This window comes from Microbacterium deferens (assembly GCF_045517775.1).
GTDB lineage: Bacteria > Actinomycetota > Actinomycetes > Actinomycetales > Microbacteriaceae > Microbacterium.
Window position 1 is genome coordinate 1,341,905 of the sequence record NZ_JBEUWT010000001.1, and the last position, 18,375, is coordinate 1,360,279.

The window sequence follows — 18,375 nt, forward strand, 5'->3', positions numbered from 1 at the left end:
GGATCGGGATGACGACACCAGAGCAGAGGGTTCGGGAACTGGGCCTCGAGATCCCCGATTACGCCGATCCGCCCTACGGACGCCGCTACGGCCGCATGAAGCCGTTCCACCGCATCGGCGACCTGCTCGAACTGAGCGGACTCACACCCGAGAACCGCGTCGGCGACCGGCTGAACCCCGGAGTCGTGGGCGTCGACGTCACGATCGAAGAGGGCTACGCCGCCGCGCGCCTGACCGCGGTGCACACCCTCGGCATCATCCGCTACGCGCTCGGCTCGCTCGACAACGTCAAGAGCCTCTCGCGCGGACTCTGCTTCGTCGTGTGCCCTCCCGGCTTCGAAGACCTCCACCTGGTCTCCAACGGAGCGACCGACCTGTTCCTCGAGGTCTTCGGGGAGGAGGCCGGGAGCATCGGACGCGCGTCGATCGGTGCCACCACGCTGTCGCGCAACAACTGCTTCGAGCTGTGGCTGAGCCTGGAGTGCCACCCGGAGCCCGCCCCGTGACCGAAGCGGCGGAAGCCGCACCGCGTGACATGGTCCGCACCCTGCCGTTCTGGCTGATCTTCGTCGCCTCGACCCTGGGCGGCATCACCAACTCGGCGAGCACGCCGATCATCCCGGTCTACGTGCAAGACACGCTCGGCGGCGACAGTTCGCTCGCCGGCGCGATCGTCGCCCTCGCCGCGCTCGCCTCCGTCATCGCGATGCCCATCGCGGGTGCGCTCGCAGATCGGCGCGGCTACCGCCTGATCACGGTGGTCGGGGGCGGGATCGCGGTGGTCGGGATGCTGCTGCTCGCCGTCCTTCCGTCGCTCGCGGGCGCCGGCGTGAGTCGCGTGCTGTTCGGACTCGGCAACGCCGCTGCGATGACCGTCATCATGGCGTGGCTCATCGCCCTCACCCCCGCCAACCAGCGCGGCCGGGCGCTGAGCTACTTCGGGCTCAGCGTCTGGTTGGGGGTCGCCCTCGGTCCGCAGCTCGGCACCGCCGTCGAGCAGATCGGCGGGGCACCGGTCGTCTTCCTCGTCTGCGCGGGGCTCGAGCTCGCCACGGTCGCCACGGTCATCGCCCTCCCCCGGCCCCGAGCCGCCGCCATCGGCACCACGACCGGCCCCATCACCCTGCCGCGCGGCGCGGTCGCCGGGGTCTGGCACGCCTTCCGGGCGGTGTGGGCCCCCGGCGTCGCCGCCGCCGCGGCGTGGTGCGGCGAGGGCATCATGATCGCGTTCCTCATCGTGCACCTGGCGGGGGCGGGCGTTCCCGCGGGCGGCTTCATGGGCGGCGCGTCGGTCTACACGGTCTTCGCGGTGAGCGTCATCGGTGCGCGGCTGGCCCTCGCCTCGCTCCCCGACCGCATCGGGCCGCTGCGTGCCACCGCGATCGCCCTGTCCAGCCTCGCCGTCGGCTTGACCGTCATCGCGTTCGCGCAGGACTTCTGGCTGGCGAGCCTCGGCGCCGCGTTCATCGGCATCGGCTTCGCGCCCCTCTACCCCTCGCTCACGATGCTCGCCACGCGAGGGCTCACCTCGCGCAACCGCGCGCTCGGGCTCGGTCTCTTCTCCAGCTTCACCAGCATCGGCTACGGCGGCGGTGCGCTGCTGGGCGGGTTCGTCATCTCGATCGCGTCGTCCACGCTCGCCTTCCTCATCGTCGCGGGCCTGCAGTTCGTCGCCCTCGCCGTGCTCACCGCGTTCACCCGCGACGAGTCGCCCCGGTCGCCCGACCGCCTGGCGGAGCCCCGCGACCCCGCCGCCTGACCCCGCCGCCCGAACCGGAGCGCGAGCGCACGCTTTAGGCCCGAGCGCACGCCGCGAGCACGTCCCGAAGGCGTGCGCTCGGGCGCATGCCGTGCGCTCGCGGTGCCGCCTCAGCGCAGCGACGCGATGCAGTGCTGCAGCAGGCGCGTGAGGGCGGCGGCATCGGCGGCGGGAAGGCCACCCAGCATCCGGTCCTCGACCTGCTTCACCGCGGCGCTGGCCTGGGCGAGCTGGGCGCGCCCCGCATCGGTCAGGCGCGTCGGAAGCACCCGGCCAGCCTCGGGCTGGTCGGCGCGCGTGACGAGCCCGTCGCGCTGGAGCGTCTGGAGCAGCACGTTCATCGATTGCCGCGTGACGAACGTCGCCCGCGCGAGGTCGGAGTTCGACGCCCCCGGCCGCTGAGCGAGCACCTCGAGGCAGGAGTAGTGGGTGACCGTCATGCCCAACGGCCGCAGCACGTCTTCCATCGCCGAGCGGAGGGCGGTCGCCGCCACCTTCAGCAGATACCCCGGCGACGTGGCGAGGTCGATCGTCGGTTTCGCTTGACCCATGTCAGTATTCTGACATACGCTGGGCAATGTCAGACAACTGACATCGAAAGGACACCGATCATGACCGTTTCCGGCCCCGGCTTCATCTCCCTGCAGGTGCGCGACGTGCCCCGCTCGGCCGCGTTCTACGAGCGCTACCTCGGCTTCGCCCGACAGGCCGGCCCGCCGACCGCGGTCGTGTTCGACACGACGCCGGCCGCGTTCGCCGTGCGCCCGCCGCTTCCCGGCGTCGACCTCGATGCCGGCCCGCTCGGACGCGGTGTCGGCGTGTGGATGCACGCCGCCGAGGCGAAAGCAGTGCACGACGCCCTGGTGGCCGACGGCGTGGCGATCGCCGTCGAGCCCGTCGACGGTCCGTTCGGCTGGACCTTCACCTTCGTCGACCCCGACGGCTACCTCATCACCCTCCACGACCGCGCCTGAGGGCGATCGCCGGCCTACCAGAGGCGGCGGCGCTTGGCGGGCAGCAGCGCGGCGAAGGTCGTCGGCACGATCTCGGCGCCATCGGAGACCCAGACCCGCGCGTCGGGCCAGTAGTCCGAGAGCATCTCGGCACACACCCCGCACGGCTCGATCACGTGCTCCGTGCCCGACGGGCGCCGCAGCACGCTCACGGCGGCCGTGACCGACGAGCCGTGGGCGATCGCGTTCCCGGCCGCCACCCCCTCGGCGCAGACGGCGCTGCGGCGGGCCGAGCCGTCGACGTGCACGCCGGTCACGATAGACCCGTCATCCATCCGCAGCGCGGCCACCACCTCGTGCCGCCCCTCCCGGTAGACCGCGCGCAGGAGGTGGGCGGCGGCCGCCAGCAGCTCGGCGTCACCGTCGCCCATACCCGCGGGACGCGCGAGCACCGGCCGGTCGCTCACTCGACGTCCAGGCGCAGCAGCCGCGCGTAGTTGCCACCCTCGACGAGCGCGCGGTCGGCAGCATCCGGGATCGCCTTCGCGATCTTCATGCGCTCGAGGTCGAAGTCCGACCCCGGCCATTCCGAGCCCATGAGGATCTTCTCGGCACCGACCCGGGCGTAGGCGCGCTTGACGTCGGCCATGAGGGTCGCGGACGTCTCGAGGTAGACGTTCTCGCGCCGCTCGGCGACGATGATCGCCTCGGGCACGTTCCAGACCGCGCCCATGTGGGCGATGATCGTCGGCACGTCGGGGTGATCCTTCACGATCTCCTCGATGGAGAACGGAGCGCAGAACGCGTCGTCGAGCGCGTTGATGATCACCGCCATGCCGTGACGCGCGCACTCGCGGAAGACCGGGTCGAGCAGGCCGTGATCGGCGACGTGGTAGCCGTGCATGCTCGGGTGGAGCTTCAGACCCCGGATGCCCGCTTCGGCCATCCGACGGATCTCGTCGAGCGCGTCGTCGTCTTGCGGGCGCACCTGCCCGAATCCGATGAGACGGTCGGGGTGGCTGTCTTGCAGCCCGATGATGAAGTCGTTCTCGATGCGCTGGGCGAGCGAGCACACCATCGCCATGTCGACCCCGGCGGCATCCATGCGGGTGAGGATGCGGTTCGGGTCGAACGGCGTGTAGGCCGGAGGCTCCTCTCCGGGCCGCGCCCCCGTCAGGTAGTCGGAGCGGCCGCGCACGTCTTGCGTCGTGTTGTAGGCATCGATGATCATCCGGGGGCTCCTTCGAGATGCGTCGGTTAGGATCCATTCTAAGATATATCGGATACATTCACGGATCGGGAGTCGCCTCATGATCGAGACCGTCCTGGGGCGCGTTCCCGCGGAGTCGCTCGGGCGGGTCTCGACGAACGAGCACGTCCTCACCGATTCGCGCCACCTCCTGCGCCCCACCCGCGAGGGCGAGACCCTCGACGGACCGATCCGGCCCGAGATCCTCGGCGATCTCCGTTGGAGCTATATGTCGCTCGCCGACAACCTCACCCTCGACGACCCGACCACGGCGGTCGACGAGCTGACGTGGGCCAGAGACGCCGGCCTCGACACGATCGTGGAGGCGACGTCGTGGGGCATGGGGCCGCGGCACGCGGAGCTCCCCGGCATCGCACGCGGCAGCGGCATCCGGATCGTCGCGGCCTACGGCGGATACATCGACAAGACGCTCCCCGAGTGGTGGCGCGACCAGAGCGAGGCCGAGGTCGAGGCGGCGTACACGACCGCCCTCACCGAGGCGATCCCCGGAACCGGCTTCCGCGCGGGGCTCCTGGGCCTCCTGGGAACGAGCGCCGAGATCACCGCGGCCGAGCGGCGCGGACTCCGGGCCGCTGCGCGCGCGGCCGAGGCGGCGGATGCTGCGGTCAGCATCCGCTTGGACGGCGCCGCGCGGCGGGCGCCCGAGGTCGTCGACATCCTCACCGGTCAGGGACTCGCTGCCCGCCGCATCCTGTTCTGCAACATGGACAAGGTGCTCGACGCGGCGTACGTCGGCGACGTCGCCGATTCGGGAGCGGTGGTCGAGTTCGCCTTCGGCAGCGAGCACCACTTCGCCGACGGGGCGAGGGACGCCACCGACACCGAGCGGCTCGCCTTCCTGGCGCGGCTCCTCGACGAGCACCCCGACGCGGCCGTCACCCTGTCGTGCTCGGTGTGGACGAAGGGGCAGCTCTCACGCCACGGCGGGATGGGCTACGCGCACGTCGTGCGTCGCATCGTTCCCGCGCTGCGTCGAGCGGGCGTCTCGGACGCGCGCCTCGACGACATGCTCGTGCACGCGCCGGCCCGACTGCTCGACCGGGCCTAGCTCGACCGGGCCTAGCTCGACCGCGCCGAGCCCCCCGTTCGCCCCGCACGCGGGCGTCCGGCCCGCACGCGGGCATCCACGCCGCCGAAGCCCGCGCCCCGGCCGATCCCCCGCATCTCGGCCACCCCGCACGGCCGCGAGCCCGCGCCTCAGGCCGGGACGGGGATGGCGGCCGTGGCGACCGCCTCGATCACGTGCACGCGATCGGAGTTGCGGCACGCCAGGCGCACACGCTCCCCCACCCCGAGCGCCGAGACGTCCGACGACGGCGAGAGCGAGGCGACGACCTTGCGGCCGTAGTCGGTGGCGATCTCGAGGCGGTACCGCGAGCCCTGGAAGCTCACCAGTCGCACGACCCCCTCGATCGACCAGGCGGGTGTCGACTCGTGGGCGGCGACGATGCTCATGTCCTCCGGGCGCAGCACCGCCGTGCCGTCGACCAGGAGGCCCGTGGCGTCGTCGACGAGCGCGTCGTCGACGGTCGGCAGGAGGTTCGCCTCGCCCAGGAAGCTGGCGACGTAGGCGTTGACCGGGCGGCGGTAGAGCTCCTCGGGGCTCGAGACCTGCACGAGCTGCCCCTCGTGCATGATCGCCACGCGGTCCGACATCGTGAGCGCCTCGGTCTGGTCGTGCGTGACCGAGACCGTGGTGATGCCCACCTTCCGCTGGATGCGCGTGATCTCGACCTGCATGTGCTCGCGCAGCTGCTTGTCGAGGGCGGCCATGGGCTCGTCGAGCAACAGGATCCCCGGGTTGGCCGCGAGGGCGCGGGCGAGCGCGACGCGCTGCCGCTGACCACCCGAGAGCGACGACGGCTCGCGGTCGGCCATGCCCGGCAGCTGCACGAGGGCGAGCATCTCGTCGGCGACCGCGCGACGCTCCTTCGCCGGGCGCCGCGCGGCCAGGAGGGGGAACGCCACGTTCTCGCCGATCGTGAGGTGCGGGAAGAGGGCGTACGACTGGAACACCACACCGACGTTGCGCTTCTGCGGCGAGCGCTTCTCGACGTTCGTGCCGTCGAAGGCGACGTGGCCGCTGTCGACCGACTGCAGGCCGGCGATGACGTTCAAGAGCGTCGATTTGCCGCTGCCGCTGGCGCCGAGGAGGGTGACGAACTCGCCGGGGGCGACGTCGAGCGAGACGCCCTTGAGCACGTGGTTGGCACCGAGGGTGACGTGGACGTCGGAGATCGAGAGGGCGACGGTCATTCGGGGACTCCTTCCGCGACGGCGCGGACCGCGGGGGTCCGGCGCCGGCTGGGGCGGTTGCGCCGCGAGAGACGCGACGTGATGAGGGGGACGAACGCGAGAAGCACGATGGCGAGCACCGAGACGAGAGTGGATGCTGCGGTGAGCTCCGGCGAGAACGCCTCCGAAGCAGCGCTCAGCATCTTCAGCGGGAGCGTCTGGACGCCGGGCGGCAGCAGGAAGACGGCGAGCACGACCTCGTCGAACACGACGATGAAGGCGAAGAGCGCGCCCGAGAGCACGTACGGCAGGAGGGCCGGCAGCTCGATCTTCCACAGGATGAGCGGCCACCGGGCACCGAGGGTCCAGGCGGCCGGCCGCAGGGCGGGGTCGATCCGGGCGATACCGCCCGACACGATGACGAACACGTACGGCATCGCGATGAGTGCGTGCCCGACGACGAGGGTGACGAGGGTCCCGCGCAGGAAGCCGAAGTCCATGTTCACGCCGTAGAGCCCGACCGCGTAGGCGATGGGGGGCAGGGCGATCGGCACGATGAAGAGTGTCCGCACCCACCGCTGCGCCTGGCGCGAGCGCACGCGGGTGAGTCCGATCGCCCCGGCGACGCCGAGCACCGTGGCGATCACGGTGGCGATGAGGCTCTCCCAGATGGACAGCCAGAACGACCCCATCCAGCGACGGTCGCCGAGCACCTCGGCGTACCACTGCAGGGAGAAACCCTCGGGCGGGAAGAGGATGAAGCTTCCCGCGGTCCACGACGTCGAGACGAGGATCAGGAAGGGGACGATCAACAGCAGGCTCGCCAGCAGGGCGATGACGATGATGGGGAGGCGGAAGGCTCCGAGGCTGCGTCCGACGGTTGTGCTCACGAGATCAGCCCCACTTCTCGCTGACCTTGAACAGCCGGTCGGCTACGAGGTAGATCAGCATGGTTCCCCCGACGAGGAGGATGCTCATCGCAGCCCCCAGGTCGGGCCGGTTGGCGGTGTTGAGCTGCTGGTTGATGACGCCCGACACGGTCATGTTCGAGGGCCCGCCCAGCAGCAGCGGCGTGACGTAGAACCCGAGCGACATGACGAAGACGAGCACGCCGCCGCTGATGACCGAGGGGAGCATCTGCGGCCACGTGACGATGCGGAAGGTCAGCAGAGGACCGGCGCCGAAGACGGATGCGGCGTTGAGCTGTTCGCGGTCGATCGACTGCAGCGCGCTCATCACCGGGAGCACCGCGAAGGGCAGCATGACCGCGACCATCGCGGGATACATGCCGAAGGCCGTCTGGTAGATCTCGAGCGGCTCGTCGGCCAGGCCGAACAGGCCGAGGAACCAGTAGATGCCGCCCTTGGGCAGTTCCAACAGCATCCATCCGAACGAACGGACCATGACCGAGGTCCACAGCGACAGCATCAGCGCGGCGAGGAGCGTGAGTCGCAGCCAGGTCGGCGAGGCGGCGATGGCGAGTCCGTATGCGGCGCCGAGCACCATCGTCAGGATCATCGTGACGACCGCCATCAGCAGCGTGCGCCAGAGCGAACCCACGAACGCGGGCACCGCGAACATGCCCTCGTAGGCGCCGCCGCCACCCTCGAGCGACTGCGTGACCAGCGTGAACATCGGCAGACCGAGCGCCACGACGAAGAAGATGAGCGGGGGCCACATCAGCCAGCGGAACTCGGCTCGCGAGACGCCGAGCGCGGTGCGCCTCGGCGTCGGCGCCGGCCGGGCGTCGAGGACGGCGGAAGAAGTGCTCACTGCGTCATGCTCCAGGATCGAGGTTGCACGGGTGTTTCGGACGGCTCGGTATCGGACGTGGATCCAATCTATCCCCTAGTGGATCCGAACGCATTGCTCCCCTGTTTCCATCGCGTTACGAGAACATGGGAAAGGCCCCCGATCCGAAGATCGGGGGCCTTCCCGCGCGGGGATGGGGGGTCAGCCCGCGAGCCACGCCGTGTACGAGTCGATGAGCAGATCCTTGTTGTCGGCCCGCCACTGCTCGTTCCACTGCAGGAGTCCGTCGGCGTGCTCCGGGGAGTTGACGACGTTGGCGGCGACCTCCTCGGAGATGACGTCGAAGACCGCCGAGTTGACGGGGCCGTAGCCGGTGCGCTCCGTGAAGACGGCCTGGTTCTCCGGGTCGTTGATCCAGGCGGCGAGCGCCTTCACCGCGTCGGGGTTGCTCGACTTCTCGGGGATGACGAAGCCGTTGAGCGCCTGGAAGGCCTGGTTCCACTGCACGGTCACGTCCAGACCCGAGTTCTGCAGCGCCTTGAACTGACCGGTGACCGAGACCGCGATCGATGCGCTGCCGCTGGAGAGCAGCTGCTGCACCTCGGGGTAGGACTGGTAGAACACCAGGTCGTCGCGGATGGTGTTCAGCTTCGCCGTCGCGCGGTCGAGGTCGAGCGGGTACAGGTCTTCCGGCGCGACGCCGTCGGCGAGGAGGGCGATCTCGTACGAGCCGTCGAAGAAGCCCGGGGAGCCGGGCCACGCGCGCTTGCCGGGGTACTTCTCGGTGTCGAAGAAGTCGACCCAGTCCTGCGGGCCGCCGTCGGCGAAGGTGTCGGTGAGCCAGCCCTGACCGATGCCGATGTAGAAGCCGCCGACCACGTAGGGCGAGAGCGTGTCGTCGATCAGGTCGCCGCGCGCCTCCTCGGGGATCTCCTGGATGTGGTCGGGGTAGGCGAGGATGTCGGCGGTGCTGACCTGGAAGACGTCGTAGTCGCCGCCCTCCCCCTCCAGCATCGGGTAGTAGATGGCGTCTTCGATCGACGACGAGACGACGTCCACGCCGGTGTCGTCGCCGAATCCGTCGAAGTACGCGACCTGGCGGCTCTCGTTGGTGGGGCCGCCGAAATCGGCCCAGACGATCTGGCCGCTGATGGCGGCCTCATCGGAGCCGGAGCTTGCGTCGCCGGCCGAGGCGGTGCCGGCACAGCCGGTGGCGACGGCGGCGACCGCGCCGATGGCGAGGGCGACGGTCGCGCCCCGGCGGAATCGGTTCAGGGAAGACATGCGATGGGTTTCCTCTCGAAGACGTGCAGTGCGAGATGGTGCGGGGCGGGCTCCGTCGGGTAGGGCGCCCGGGGTGGGGTAATGGATCCAATTGTGCATCACATGGATCCCTCTCGTGTGTCTCGACTGTTTCGTGTGTGTAACAGAGTCAGAGAACTGCGACGGGAATCGTTCCCCACAGACCGGGGTCGATGCCGAACACCCCGCTCCAGGCCACCGCGGACGAGCCGTCGTCGAGGAGCACCGGTCCGATCGCGCCGAGGAACGGATGCTGGGGCACCCGGCGATCGCGCAGCGCCCGGCACCCCCACACGAGCGGGCCCGGGGCCGCGACGAGCCGCGCGCCGACCACGACCGAGCGTGCCGGTGCGTCGGGGCCCGAAGATGCTCGGACGGCGATCTCGAGCCGATCACCGACCCGCCCGGGGATGCGGACCGCGATCTGCGCCCACTCCCCCGCCGCGAGCGGGTCGCCCGCGGAGACGCTCACCGGCCCCGCCGTCGTTCCCATCCCGACCGTCGCGCGGCCGTCGTCGCCGACGCCGATCCACCACCCCGCCGCGTCGAGCGCATGCGCGAGCGCACCCTGCGGCCCCTGGCCGACGGGGCGGTCGGGGCGGATCCCGACGGTGACGCTGAATCCCGCCTCGCCGAGCGCGGGAGGACGATCGACCCGGACGTAGGGGACGACGATCTCGCGGCTCGACACGGGTCAGGCCCGGATCGCCGTGGGCTCGGCCCCGACGAGGCCGAGCGCCGCTTCGATGGCGGCGCCGATCGCGAGAAGCCGCGCGTCGCGCCGCGACGCCCCGACGAGCTGCATGCCCACAGGAAGACCGGCCCCCGTGAAACCCGCCGGGGTGGCGAGCACGGGGTGACCGGTCACGGTGAGGCGGCAGGCCGCGCGCTGCCACAGGAAGTAGCGGTCGAAGGCGACGCCGTCCACCTCCGCGACCCACTCGACATCGGCCGGCGGGGCGGCCACCGGGGTCGCGGGATAGACGATGGCATCGACCTCCTGCAGCACGGCCGCGGTGCGGCGGAACAGCTCGGTGCGGTGGGCGAGGGCATCCATCAGCTGCGCCGCCGATAGGTCGAATCCCTCCTGGACGTTGCGCAGGTAGTCGTCTCGGAAACCGGTGCGCCCTTCGGCGAAGCGAGGCCGCGCATCGCCGGCGAAGCCGAACATCTCGATCGCCTGCCACGCCTCATCGGCCCCGTCGAGGTCGGGCTCCACGTCGACGACCACGACCCCCGCCCTCTCCAACCGATGCCGCGCGTCGGCGAGCACGCGGCGCACCTCGCGGTCGATCGGCAGTCCCCAGACATCGGGGCTCCAGCCGAGCCGGAGCCCCGAGAGGTCGATCTCGTCCAGATCGGCGAGCGCGCGCGGCTCGTCGACCCACGAGATGGGCCAGCGCCGATCGTGCCCGGCGATACCCGCGAGCATCAGCGCGGCGTCGCGCGAGTCGCGCGCCATCGGCCCCGCGACCCCGTGAGGATCCCACCCGTTGCCGGTGCGCCCGCTCGGCACCATTCCCGGAGTGGGCCGCAGACCCACCGTGTTGCAGAACGACGAGGGGTAACGGATGCTGCCGCCGCTGTCGGATCCGTCGGCGATGGGCAGCATTCCGGCCGCCACGGCCGCCGCGGCTCCCCCGCTCGATCCGCCCGCGTGCCGGTCGAGATCCCACGGATTGCGGCAGACACCGCGGACGGGGTTGAACGTGAGGGTTCCGAGCCCGATCTCGGGCGTGTTCGTCTTGCCGATGATGAGCGCCCCGGCACGGCGGAGATGTTCGGCCAGCACGCTGTCGCGGGTGGCCGGTGGCTCGGACGCGTAGGCAGCGGACCCCTGCGAGGTCGGCAGGCCGGCGACGTCCATGAGGTCTTTCACGCCCGTCGGGAGTCCGTGGAGCACGCCGAGCCGGTCGCCGCGCGCGACCGCCCGGTCGGCCTGCTCGGCCATCGCGAGCGACTCCGACTCGGGAAGGAGCGACACGAACGCCGCGATCCTCCCCTCGAACTCCTCGATCCGGGCGAGGTGGGCGCGCATGACCTCGACGGCGGAGACGTCGCGCGCGGCGACGGCGGCAGCGAGATCGCGGGCGGACCAGGCGTACAGGGCGGTATCGGTCATCGGGTCTCCTGGACGTAGACGGTGCGTCCGCCGACGTCGGTTCGGCGGACGGGGATGCGGAGGAGGTCGTCGACAGGCACGGCGAGCGGGTCTTCGGCCCACAGCGCCCAGTCGGCGAGATACCCCGGGCGGATCATGCCCCGGTGGTGGTCGGCGAGGGCGGCGACGGCCGCACCGGTCGTGTAGGCGGCGAGCGCCTCGGCGACGGTGATGGCCTCGCTTGCGGCGAGCGGTTGGTCCTCACCGGCCACGCGTCGCGTGACGGCCTGCCACATGAGGAAGCGGGGGTCGAAGGCGAAGAACGGACCGTCCGAGCCGAAGGCCACGGTCGCGCCGGCGTCGAGCCAGCTGCGCACCGGGTTGGCGCGCTCGGCGCGCTCGCCCAGGGAACGACGCAGCCCGGCGCCGTTGTGCCAGATGATCGACGGCTGGAGCGAGGCGATCGTTCCCGACCGGGCGCCCGACGCGATGCTCTCGGCGCTCGGCTCGAGGTAGGCGTGGATGAACTGGAAGCGCCGCTCCCGCACGGCCGGCCCCGCCGCGGCGTACGCCGCGGCGACGATCGCGACAGCCGCCGAGCCGACGGCATGGGTCCCGACCCCCCAACCGTGCTCCGCGCACCAGCCGACGAGCCGGCCGAAGTCGGCGGTCGAGAGGCGCTGCTCGCCGCGGTACCCCGCCGCATCCCAGGGCTCTTCGAGAAGCGCCTGACCCTTCAACGCCTCGCCGTCGAGGTAGACCTTGATCGGCCCGATGCGCAGGCATTCGTCGCCGAACCCGGTCGAGACACCCGTGCCGTCGAGGTGTGCGATCGCGGCGTCGACGTCGGGGATCGCCGCGGAACCGATCTCCAGGTACGGCATGGCGACCGTGCGCATCGTGAGCGTGCCACGGCGATGCGCCTCCTGGTATCCGCGCATCTCGTCGATGGTGACGGCGGGATCCACGATCCCGGTGACGCCCAGCGCGTGGAAGAGGGGCTGGACCCGCTCGAGGGCGCGCACGCGATCCTCGAACGGCGGGGCCACGGGGCCGTCGTCGTCGAAGCTGTCGCGCATCGCCTCGATGTAGCGGTCGACGCCGTCTGTCTCGGACAGGTAGTCGAGAGCCTTCAGCCCCGCGCGCTCCATATGCAGGTGCGCGTCGATGAGCCCCGGGAGCACCACGCCGTCGAGGCGCTCCTCCCTGGTGCCGTCGGGCACCGCGGCGCGCACCTCCGCCACCGTCCCGACGGCCACGATCCGCTCCCCCTGCACGGCGAACGCCTCGGCGCGGGGCCGGTCGGGGTCCATCGTGACGATCGGAGCGAGGTAGACGACGGTCTGGATCACGGGGTTCCCCCCAGATCCGGCCGACGCGCCATCACATCGCCGACGGCGCTCTCCCAGGTCAGGGCGAACTCGAGAAGCAGACGCTCGCCGCGGTACGGACCGACGAACTGCACACCGATCGGGAGGCCCCCGCGCGAGAAGGTCATGGGCATCGACAGCGCGGGCATCGCCGTCGCCGTGATGCGGCTGCACGAGCGCTGCCACGTGTAGTAGCGCTCCATCGCCACGCCCTCGATCTCGGTCGGGTACTCCCACTCGATCGGGAACGGCAGCACCTGCGTGGTCGGCGCCAGCAGCATGTCGTACTCGGCGAGGAGCGATTGGAAGCGCCGGAAGAGCCGCGTGCGAGCTCCCGCCGCGCGATTGAGGAGGCGCGCATCGATGGCATCGGCCCACGACACGTCGTCGCGAACGGTCTGTTTGACGAGCTCGGGGTGGAGCGCCGCATCCTCGCCGTGCGCGTCGAGGAATTCCAGCGAACGGAACGTCTCGAAGACGAGGTCGGCCTCCGTGAGGTCGAGGTCGACCTCGACCACCTCGGCACCGAGGTCGCTCGCGAGTCGCGCGGCCGCGGCCGTCGCCTCGCGCACTTCGGGGTCGAGCGGAAGACCACCGAGGTCGGGCGAGTAGGCGATCCGCGCCCCCCGGAACGACCGGGGCGCGAGCGAGAGGAAGAGCTGGGGGTCTTCGTCGATCGACAGGGGCGCGCGTCGCTCGGGCCCGGCGATCACCGAGAGGAACAGGGCGGTGTCGGCGACGTCGCGCGTGAGCGCCCCGAGTACCGACCCCGGGTCCCAGGCGTTGCCCGGGCGGGCGGACGCCACGCGCCCGGCGGTCGGCCGGAGCCCCACGAGGTTGCCGAAGGAAGCGGGATTTCGGATGCTGCCGCCGAGGTCGGAGCCGTCGGCGAACGGCAGCATTCCGGTCGTGACCGCCGCGGCGGCTCCTCCGCTGCTGCCCCCGGCGCTCCGGGTGGTGTCGTAAGGGTTGCGGGTCGGGCCGAACACCTCGTTGAAAGTGTGCGACCCCGCCCCGAACTCGGGGGTGTTCGTCTTGCCGACGAACACGACGCCGGCCTCGCGCAACCTCGCGGCGATGACGCTGTCGTCGGCGGCGACCCGGCCCGCATAGATGCGCGACCCGTGGCTCGTGGGGAGCCCCGCCACATCCATGAGGTCTTTCACCGCGATCGGCAGGCCGTGCATCGGCCCGCGGATCAGGCCCCGGGCGAGCTCGCGATCGCGTTCGCGGGCGGTCTCGAGGGCGACGTCGGGCTGAGAGCTGACGATCGCGGTGATGGAGGGATTGAGCTCGTCGATCCGGGCGAGGTGGGCGGCGACGACCTCCTCCGAGGAGAGCCGCCGGGTGCGGATCGCCTCGGCGAGCGCGCGGGCACTGAGGGCGGTGATCTGGTCGGTCATGCGGAGGCCTCCTCGAGCAGCATGGCCGCGACCTTCTCGCCCATCACGACCGACGGCATCGCGGTCGTCGCGCGGGGGATGCGCGGCATGATCGACGCATCGGCGACGCGGAGCCCCTCGATGCCGTGCACCCGGGCGCGCTCGTCGACGACGGCCCCCGGATCCCCGGCGACCCCCATGCGACACGTGCCCACGGGGTGCCAGTAGTTGTCGGGGTGTCGGTAGAGGTGGGCGGCCAGCGCGTCACGCGCGAAGGTCTCGGGACCGGGGTGGATCTCGGCACCGACGAGCGGCGACAGGGCGGCGGTCGCGGCGAGCTCCCGCAGCATACTCGCTCCCTCGATCAGCATCGCGACGTCGGCGCCCTCCGCGTCGGAGAGGAAACGGTGGTCGATCCAAGGCTTGGCCTCGGGGTCTGCGCTGCGCAGGCGCACGAATCCGCGCGACCGCGGCAGAAGTGCCGAGGTGCCGATGCTCCAGCGCTTGCCGTCGCCGCGGTGCGTCGGGCTGTACGGGAGGAAGTGCAGGTCGAACGCCTCGGTCTCGAGGCTCGACGCGGCCTTCCCCATCGCCTGTTCGTCGGGGGTCCAGCCGGTCGCGCGCGCGGCGTCCATCTCGACCGCCATCCGATCGGAACCGGCGAAGCTCATCAGGAGGAACGGCTGGTCGTGGAGGTTCTCGCCGACACCCGGCAGGTGGTGGACGAGCGGGATGCCCAGGGGCGCGAGCTGCGCGAAGGGGCCGATGCCCGAGCGCAGGAGGATCGTCGGGGAGTTGTAGGCGCCGCCGGCGAGCACGACGGTGCCCGCCCGAACGGTCGACACCTCGCCGCGGTGGTGCACCACGACACCGGTCGCCACCCCGCGCTCGATGACGACGCGGTCGACGAGCGCATCTCCCACGATGCGCAGGTGCGCCAGCCCGCGCACCGGGTCGAGGTACGCGAAGGAGGCATTGATGCGCACGCCGTCCTGGATGTTCATCGCTTCGGGAGCGAACCCGGCCGCCTCGTCGAGGTCGTTCAGGCTCGTCAGGCGCGGCATGCCGACCGCGGGCGCGGCGTCGTACCAGGCGTGCTGCCAGGGGGTGAGCTCGTCGGCGGCGAACTGTCGCACCCGCATCCGTTCCATTCCGCCGGCGAACAGCGGCGCGAGATCATCGGCCGCCCAGCCCACCAGGCCCGCCTCGGCCCACGCGTCGTAGTCGCGGCGATGACCCCACGTCTTCGTGCACCCGTTGACGTCGGAGCTGCCCCCGATCGCCCGCGCGCGCTCGAAGCCGACCGTCCACGGATAGGTGTCGCCCGAGTCGTAGCCCCAGTCGTGCGAGCGGCCGAGCCGCGTCGCGTCGACGAAGTCCGCGGGCCACGACGCGGCGCCCTGCGGTCCGAAGTCGGGGCCGGCTTCGAGCACGAGCACGTCGTGCCCGGCTTCTGCCAGACGCGCGGCGACCGCGCTCCCCGCCGTCCCTCCTCCGACCACGACGTACTCCGCGGCCTCGGGGAGGAGACCGGCCCGACGTGGATCGGTCATCGCACCAGCACCGGGTCAGCGCTCGTCGCCGCGGCCTCGGCCGCGAAGAACGCGAGCACGTCGGCGGTGTCGACGAGGGCGTCGCGCTGCAGGTACGAGATCGCCTCCAGCGACGCCGCGTGCGCGCGTTCGCTCGAACCGCCGACCGCATCCTGGATCACCCGCACGCGGTAGTCGTGCTGGTGCGCGTCGACGAAGGTGTAGTGGATGCAGACGTCGGTCAGGCCCCCGATGAGGATCAGGGTCTCGGCCCTGTACGCCTTGAGTACGATCTCGAGCTCCGTGCCGAAGAACGCGGAATAGCGGCGCTTGCGCACCACGAACTCCTCGGGGCGCGGCTCCAGCCACGCAGCCAGTTCCGTGCCGTCGTCGCCCTCGATGCAGTGCGGACCCTCGACGCCGTCGAGCTCACGACCGATGTCGATGAGGGAGGGCTTGTGCACCTCCTGGATGAACACGACGGGTACGCCCGCGGCGCGCGCGGCGTCGACGAGGGCGCGCTGGCGCGGCCCCCTTTCGGCTCGGCCGCCCATGATCGGGATGCCGCCCTCGCCGGGCGCGGACTGACCCGAACCGCCCTGGATGTCGACGACGACGAGCACGGGCCGGCCGACGATGTGGGCGTCGTGCGGCGCAGAGGATGCGAGGGGGGTGGTCATGGCCGCTCCAGGAGTCGTCTCGGAGTGTGGATGAGGATCTGGTCGACGGTCGCCGGATCGCCGGCGATCTCGGCGATCGAGGGGCCGATCCGCCGGAAGAGGTGATCGTAGCCGTTGCCGCCGTTGCGGCGGAGGTTGGCCTGTGCCCAGACGTCCTGGGCGATGACGAGCTGCGAGGCGTAGCCCTCCGAGAGCAGCCACTCGACCATGTCGAGCCGTTCCGCGTCGGTGGGGTTGCGCAGCTTCGGACTGCCGTAGGAGAAGTCCGATCCGAACGTGTCGTACGCCAGCACGGCGCCGGCTCGCGCGATCTCGCGATGGTAGCCGGGGTCCCAGAACTCGTCGAGATGACCGATGATCACGCGGTCGGCGCTCATGCCCTCCTCGAGGATCGCGTCGAGGACGCTCGTGCCGCCTTTGCCGCGAAACGACTGGTGGGTGTACACCGCGGCGCCGGTCTCGGCTCCGGCACGGGCGGCGGCGCGGACGGATCGCCACTCGGCATCGGTCACGGGCCAGCTGGTTCCGATCTCACCGAGCAGCGCGGGGCGGATGCCGGTGTCGCCGATGCCGTCGGTGAGTTCGCCGAGGAGGCGCTCGGTGAGCGCGTCGATCGACGCGGTCTTGACGTCGGCGGCCATGGTGTCCTCGACGTAGAAGCCCGCGCCGACCATGACGTGCACCCCCGAGCGTCGTGAGATCTCGGGCAGCTCCGACAGGCGGCGTCCCATGCCGTCGAGGGTCAGCTCGAGCACACCCGACCCTCCGGCGCTGCGCACGTGAGAGAGTTCCTGCGCGGCGACGTCGGCGTCGTGGAGAACGATGTTCTCCGGCACCGACAGGAAGTTCCACCGGAGGTAGGCCATCAGCTCCGGTCCCATCGGCACTCCCTCGGGAGGGAGCTCCTTCGGGGGCTTCGCCCAGATGCGCAGATCGCTGAGCAGGTGCTCGTGCATCGAGGTGGGCCCGAGGTCGGCGGCGGCGATCGGCCCGAGGACGGTATGGATGGGCATGGGTCACTCCCCGAAGACGGCGCGACGCGGGTTGTCGCGGTGGATGGCGTCGAGCGTCTCGGCGGCGATGCCCGAATCGATCGCGAGGGCGCGGAACTCCTCGAAGAGGAACGTGTACCCCGGACCGCCCGCCGCGCGCAGGTGCGAGCGCTGGCAGACATCGTGGGAGAGCAGGATGCTGTCGGCGTAGCCCGCATCGATGAGCTGCCGCAGATACGACAGCCGCCGGTCGATCTGCGGGCGGACGAGCACGCCCCCGACCCGGCAGGTCATCAGGCAGTCGAACTGCACGAAGGCTCCGCGCCGCGCGATCTCGAGCGAGTAGTCGACGCTCTTGACCGTGTCGGCGTGCCCGATCGCGACGCGCGAGAGGTCGACCCCCTCCTCGCGGAGGATGTCGAGCTGCGCGAGACCGGTCGGGAACGTCGGTGCGTGGGTGGAGATCAGCATCCCCGTCTCCCGACCCGCCCTCGCGGCCGCGCGGAACGACCGCTCCTCGATCGCGGAGATGTGCGAGAGGTCGGACGCGATCTCTCCGATGACCCCCGCCCGCACCCCCGTGCCGGGGATCTCGTCGAGCAGATCGGCGATCAGGTAGTCGGCGATCAGGTTCGTCGGCGTGCGATCGAACCAGAGCCGGTCGAGGTAGGTCTCGTAGTAGTGCCCCGTGCCGAGGATCACCTGCACCCCGGTGCGCTCGGACGCCTCCTTGGTCGCGAGGACGTTCGCGACCGATCTCGAGCCGGTGATCGCATTCTGCTGCATCACCCGGAGGTCGTCGCTCCACCCGACCGGTGCCGCATAGTCGCTGAGCTCGCCGTTGGTCAGATCGATGAGGGTGGCGCCGCCCGCCGCCGCGAAGAGCGCGAGCTCGGCATCGGCCTCGGCGGCTACGTTGAGGTACCCGTCCTGCGGCGTCGTGCGGGTCATGTTGATGTAGACGTGCTCGTGCGGGAGCGTGATCCCGAGGTCGGCGGGACCGATGGGCCCGGTGACCGTGTGCACCGTGTCGATCACGGATGCCCC

At 71.1% G+C, this 18,375-nt stretch carries 19 protein-coding genes; 4 read left to right on the plus strand and 15 right to left on the minus strand.

From position 1 onward, the window contains the following. The first annotated feature begins 8 nt into the window (after positions 1-8). Positions 9-506 carry a RidA family protein gene (locus tag ABTU82_RS06405; protein WP_116648829.1) on the plus strand — a complete coding sequence of 166 codons (498 nt, stop codon included), beginning with the start codon at positions 9-11 and terminating at the stop codon, positions 504-506. After that, on the plus strand, positions 503-1,759 hold the full coding sequence (locus tag ABTU82_RS06410; protein WP_407172433.1) for an MFS transporter: 1,257 nt from the start codon (positions 503-505) through the stop codon (positions 1,757-1,759). The genes ABTU82_RS06405 and ABTU82_RS06410 overlap by 4 nt, the downstream gene beginning before the upstream one ends. A 110-nt stretch (positions 1,760-1,869) precedes the next feature. Here the strand turns inward: ABTU82_RS06410 and ABTU82_RS06415 are convergent, their stop codons facing one another. Continuing rightward, a complete protein-coding gene (locus ABTU82_RS06415; RefSeq protein ID WP_116648831.1) occupies positions 1,870-2,310 on the minus strand; it encodes a MarR family winged helix-turn-helix transcriptional regulator in 441 nt (146 codons plus the stop codon). Between the two features lie 60 nt (positions 2,311-2,370). Here ABTU82_RS06415 and ABTU82_RS06420 point away from each other — a divergent pair, with 60 nt between their 5' ends. Then, complete coding sequence (locus ABTU82_RS06420; RefSeq protein ID WP_116648832.1) at positions 2,371-2,733, plus strand: VOC family protein; 363 nt, start codon at positions 2,371-2,373, stop codon at positions 2,731-2,733. A gap of 14 nt (positions 2,734-2,747) precedes the next feature. On the opposite strand, the gene ABTU82_RS06425 is transcribed toward ABTU82_RS06420, so the two are convergent. Next, positions 2,748-3,179 carry a cytidine/deoxycytidylate deaminase family protein gene (locus tag ABTU82_RS06425; RefSeq protein WP_407172435.1) on the minus strand — a complete coding sequence of 144 codons (432 nt, stop codon included), beginning with the start codon at positions 3,177-3,179 and terminating at the stop codon, positions 2,748-2,750. Beyond that, positions 3,176-3,943, minus strand: a complete 768-nt coding sequence (locus ABTU82_RS06430) for an amidohydrolase family protein (RefSeq protein WP_116648833.1) — start codon at positions 3,941-3,943, stop codon at positions 3,176-3,178. Before ABTU82_RS06430 ends, ABTU82_RS06425 begins: the two co-directional genes overlap by 4 nt. Before the next feature lie 79 nt (positions 3,944-4,022). On the opposite strand from ABTU82_RS06430, the gene ABTU82_RS06435 reads away from it, so the two are divergent. After that, a complete protein-coding gene (locus ABTU82_RS06435; protein ID WP_407172437.1) occupies positions 4,023-5,030 on the plus strand; it encodes a phosphotriesterase family protein in 1,008 nt (335 codons plus the stop codon). 149 nt (positions 5,031-5,179) lie between these two features. Here ABTU82_RS06435 and ABTU82_RS06440 read toward each other — a convergent pair whose 3' ends face one another. From ABTU82_RS06440 to ABTU82_RS06495, 12 genes are all read right to left on the minus strand, one after another. Then, the gene (locus tag ABTU82_RS06440; RefSeq protein ID WP_116648834.1) at positions 5,180-6,238 is read right to left on the minus strand and encodes an ABC transporter ATP-binding protein; all 1,059 of its coding nucleotides are present in this window, start codon (positions 6,236-6,238) and stop codon (positions 5,180-5,182) included. Continuing rightward, the gene (locus ABTU82_RS06445) at positions 6,235-7,107 is read right to left on the minus strand and encodes an ABC transporter permease (protein ID WP_407172439.1); all 873 of its coding nucleotides are present in this window, start codon (positions 7,105-7,107) and stop codon (positions 6,235-6,237) included. Before ABTU82_RS06445 ends, ABTU82_RS06440 begins: the two co-directional genes overlap by 4 nt. 4 nt (positions 7,108-7,111) lie before the next feature. Further along, on the minus strand, positions 7,112-7,990 hold the full coding sequence (locus ABTU82_RS06450) for an ABC transporter permease (RefSeq protein WP_407172440.1): 879 nt from the start codon (positions 7,988-7,990) through the stop codon (positions 7,112-7,114). A 180-nt stretch (positions 7,991-8,170) separates the two neighbouring features. Then, complete coding sequence (locus ABTU82_RS06455; RefSeq protein ID WP_116648837.1) at positions 8,171-9,253, minus strand: extracellular solute-binding protein; 1,083 nt, start codon at positions 9,251-9,253, stop codon at positions 8,171-8,173. Positions 9,254-9,401: 148 nt separating this feature from the next. Further along, positions 9,402-9,962 carry a hypothetical protein gene (locus ABTU82_RS06460; protein WP_407172442.1) on the minus strand — a complete coding sequence of 187 codons (561 nt, stop codon included), beginning with the start codon at positions 9,960-9,962 and terminating at the stop codon, positions 9,402-9,404. Between the two features lie 3 nt (positions 9,963-9,965). Continuing rightward, on the minus strand, positions 9,966-11,393 hold the full coding sequence (locus tag ABTU82_RS06465; protein ID WP_116648839.1) for an amidase: 1,428 nt from the start codon (positions 11,391-11,393) through the stop codon (positions 9,966-9,968). Further along, the gene (locus ABTU82_RS06470) at positions 11,390-12,724 is read right to left on the minus strand and encodes an amidohydrolase (RefSeq protein WP_407172444.1); all 1,335 of its coding nucleotides are present in this window, start codon (positions 12,722-12,724) and stop codon (positions 11,390-11,392) included. Before ABTU82_RS06470 ends, ABTU82_RS06465 begins: the two co-directional genes overlap by 4 nt. After that, positions 12,721-14,145: an amidase gene (locus tag ABTU82_RS06475; protein ID WP_407172446.1), complete on the minus strand. Its 1,425-nt coding sequence runs from the start codon at positions 14,143-14,145 to the stop codon at positions 12,721-12,723. Before ABTU82_RS06475 ends, ABTU82_RS06470 begins: the two co-directional genes overlap by 4 nt. Beyond that, positions 14,142-15,677, minus strand: coding sequence for a GMC family oxidoreductase (locus ABTU82_RS06480; RefSeq protein WP_407172448.1), 1,536 nt, complete (start codon positions 15,675-15,677; stop codon positions 14,142-14,144). Before ABTU82_RS06480 ends, ABTU82_RS06475 begins: the two co-directional genes overlap by 4 nt. Further along, the gene (locus ABTU82_RS06485; protein ID WP_407172450.1) at positions 15,674-16,336 is read right to left on the minus strand and encodes a cysteine hydrolase family protein; all 663 of its coding nucleotides are present in this window, start codon (positions 16,334-16,336) and stop codon (positions 15,674-15,676) included. Before ABTU82_RS06485 ends, ABTU82_RS06480 begins: the two co-directional genes overlap by 4 nt. Beyond that, positions 16,333-17,349 carry a phosphotriesterase family protein gene (locus ABTU82_RS06490; protein ID WP_407172451.1) on the minus strand — a complete coding sequence of 339 codons (1,017 nt, stop codon included), beginning with the start codon at positions 17,347-17,349 and terminating at the stop codon, positions 16,333-16,335. The genes ABTU82_RS06485 and ABTU82_RS06490 overlap by 4 nt, the downstream gene beginning before the upstream one ends. 3 nt (positions 17,350-17,352) lie before the next feature. Continuing rightward, a complete protein-coding gene (locus tag ABTU82_RS06495; RefSeq protein ID WP_407172453.1) occupies positions 17,353-18,366 on the minus strand; it encodes a phosphotriesterase family protein in 1,014 nt (337 codons plus the stop codon). Positions 18,367-18,375: the final 9 nt, after the last annotated feature.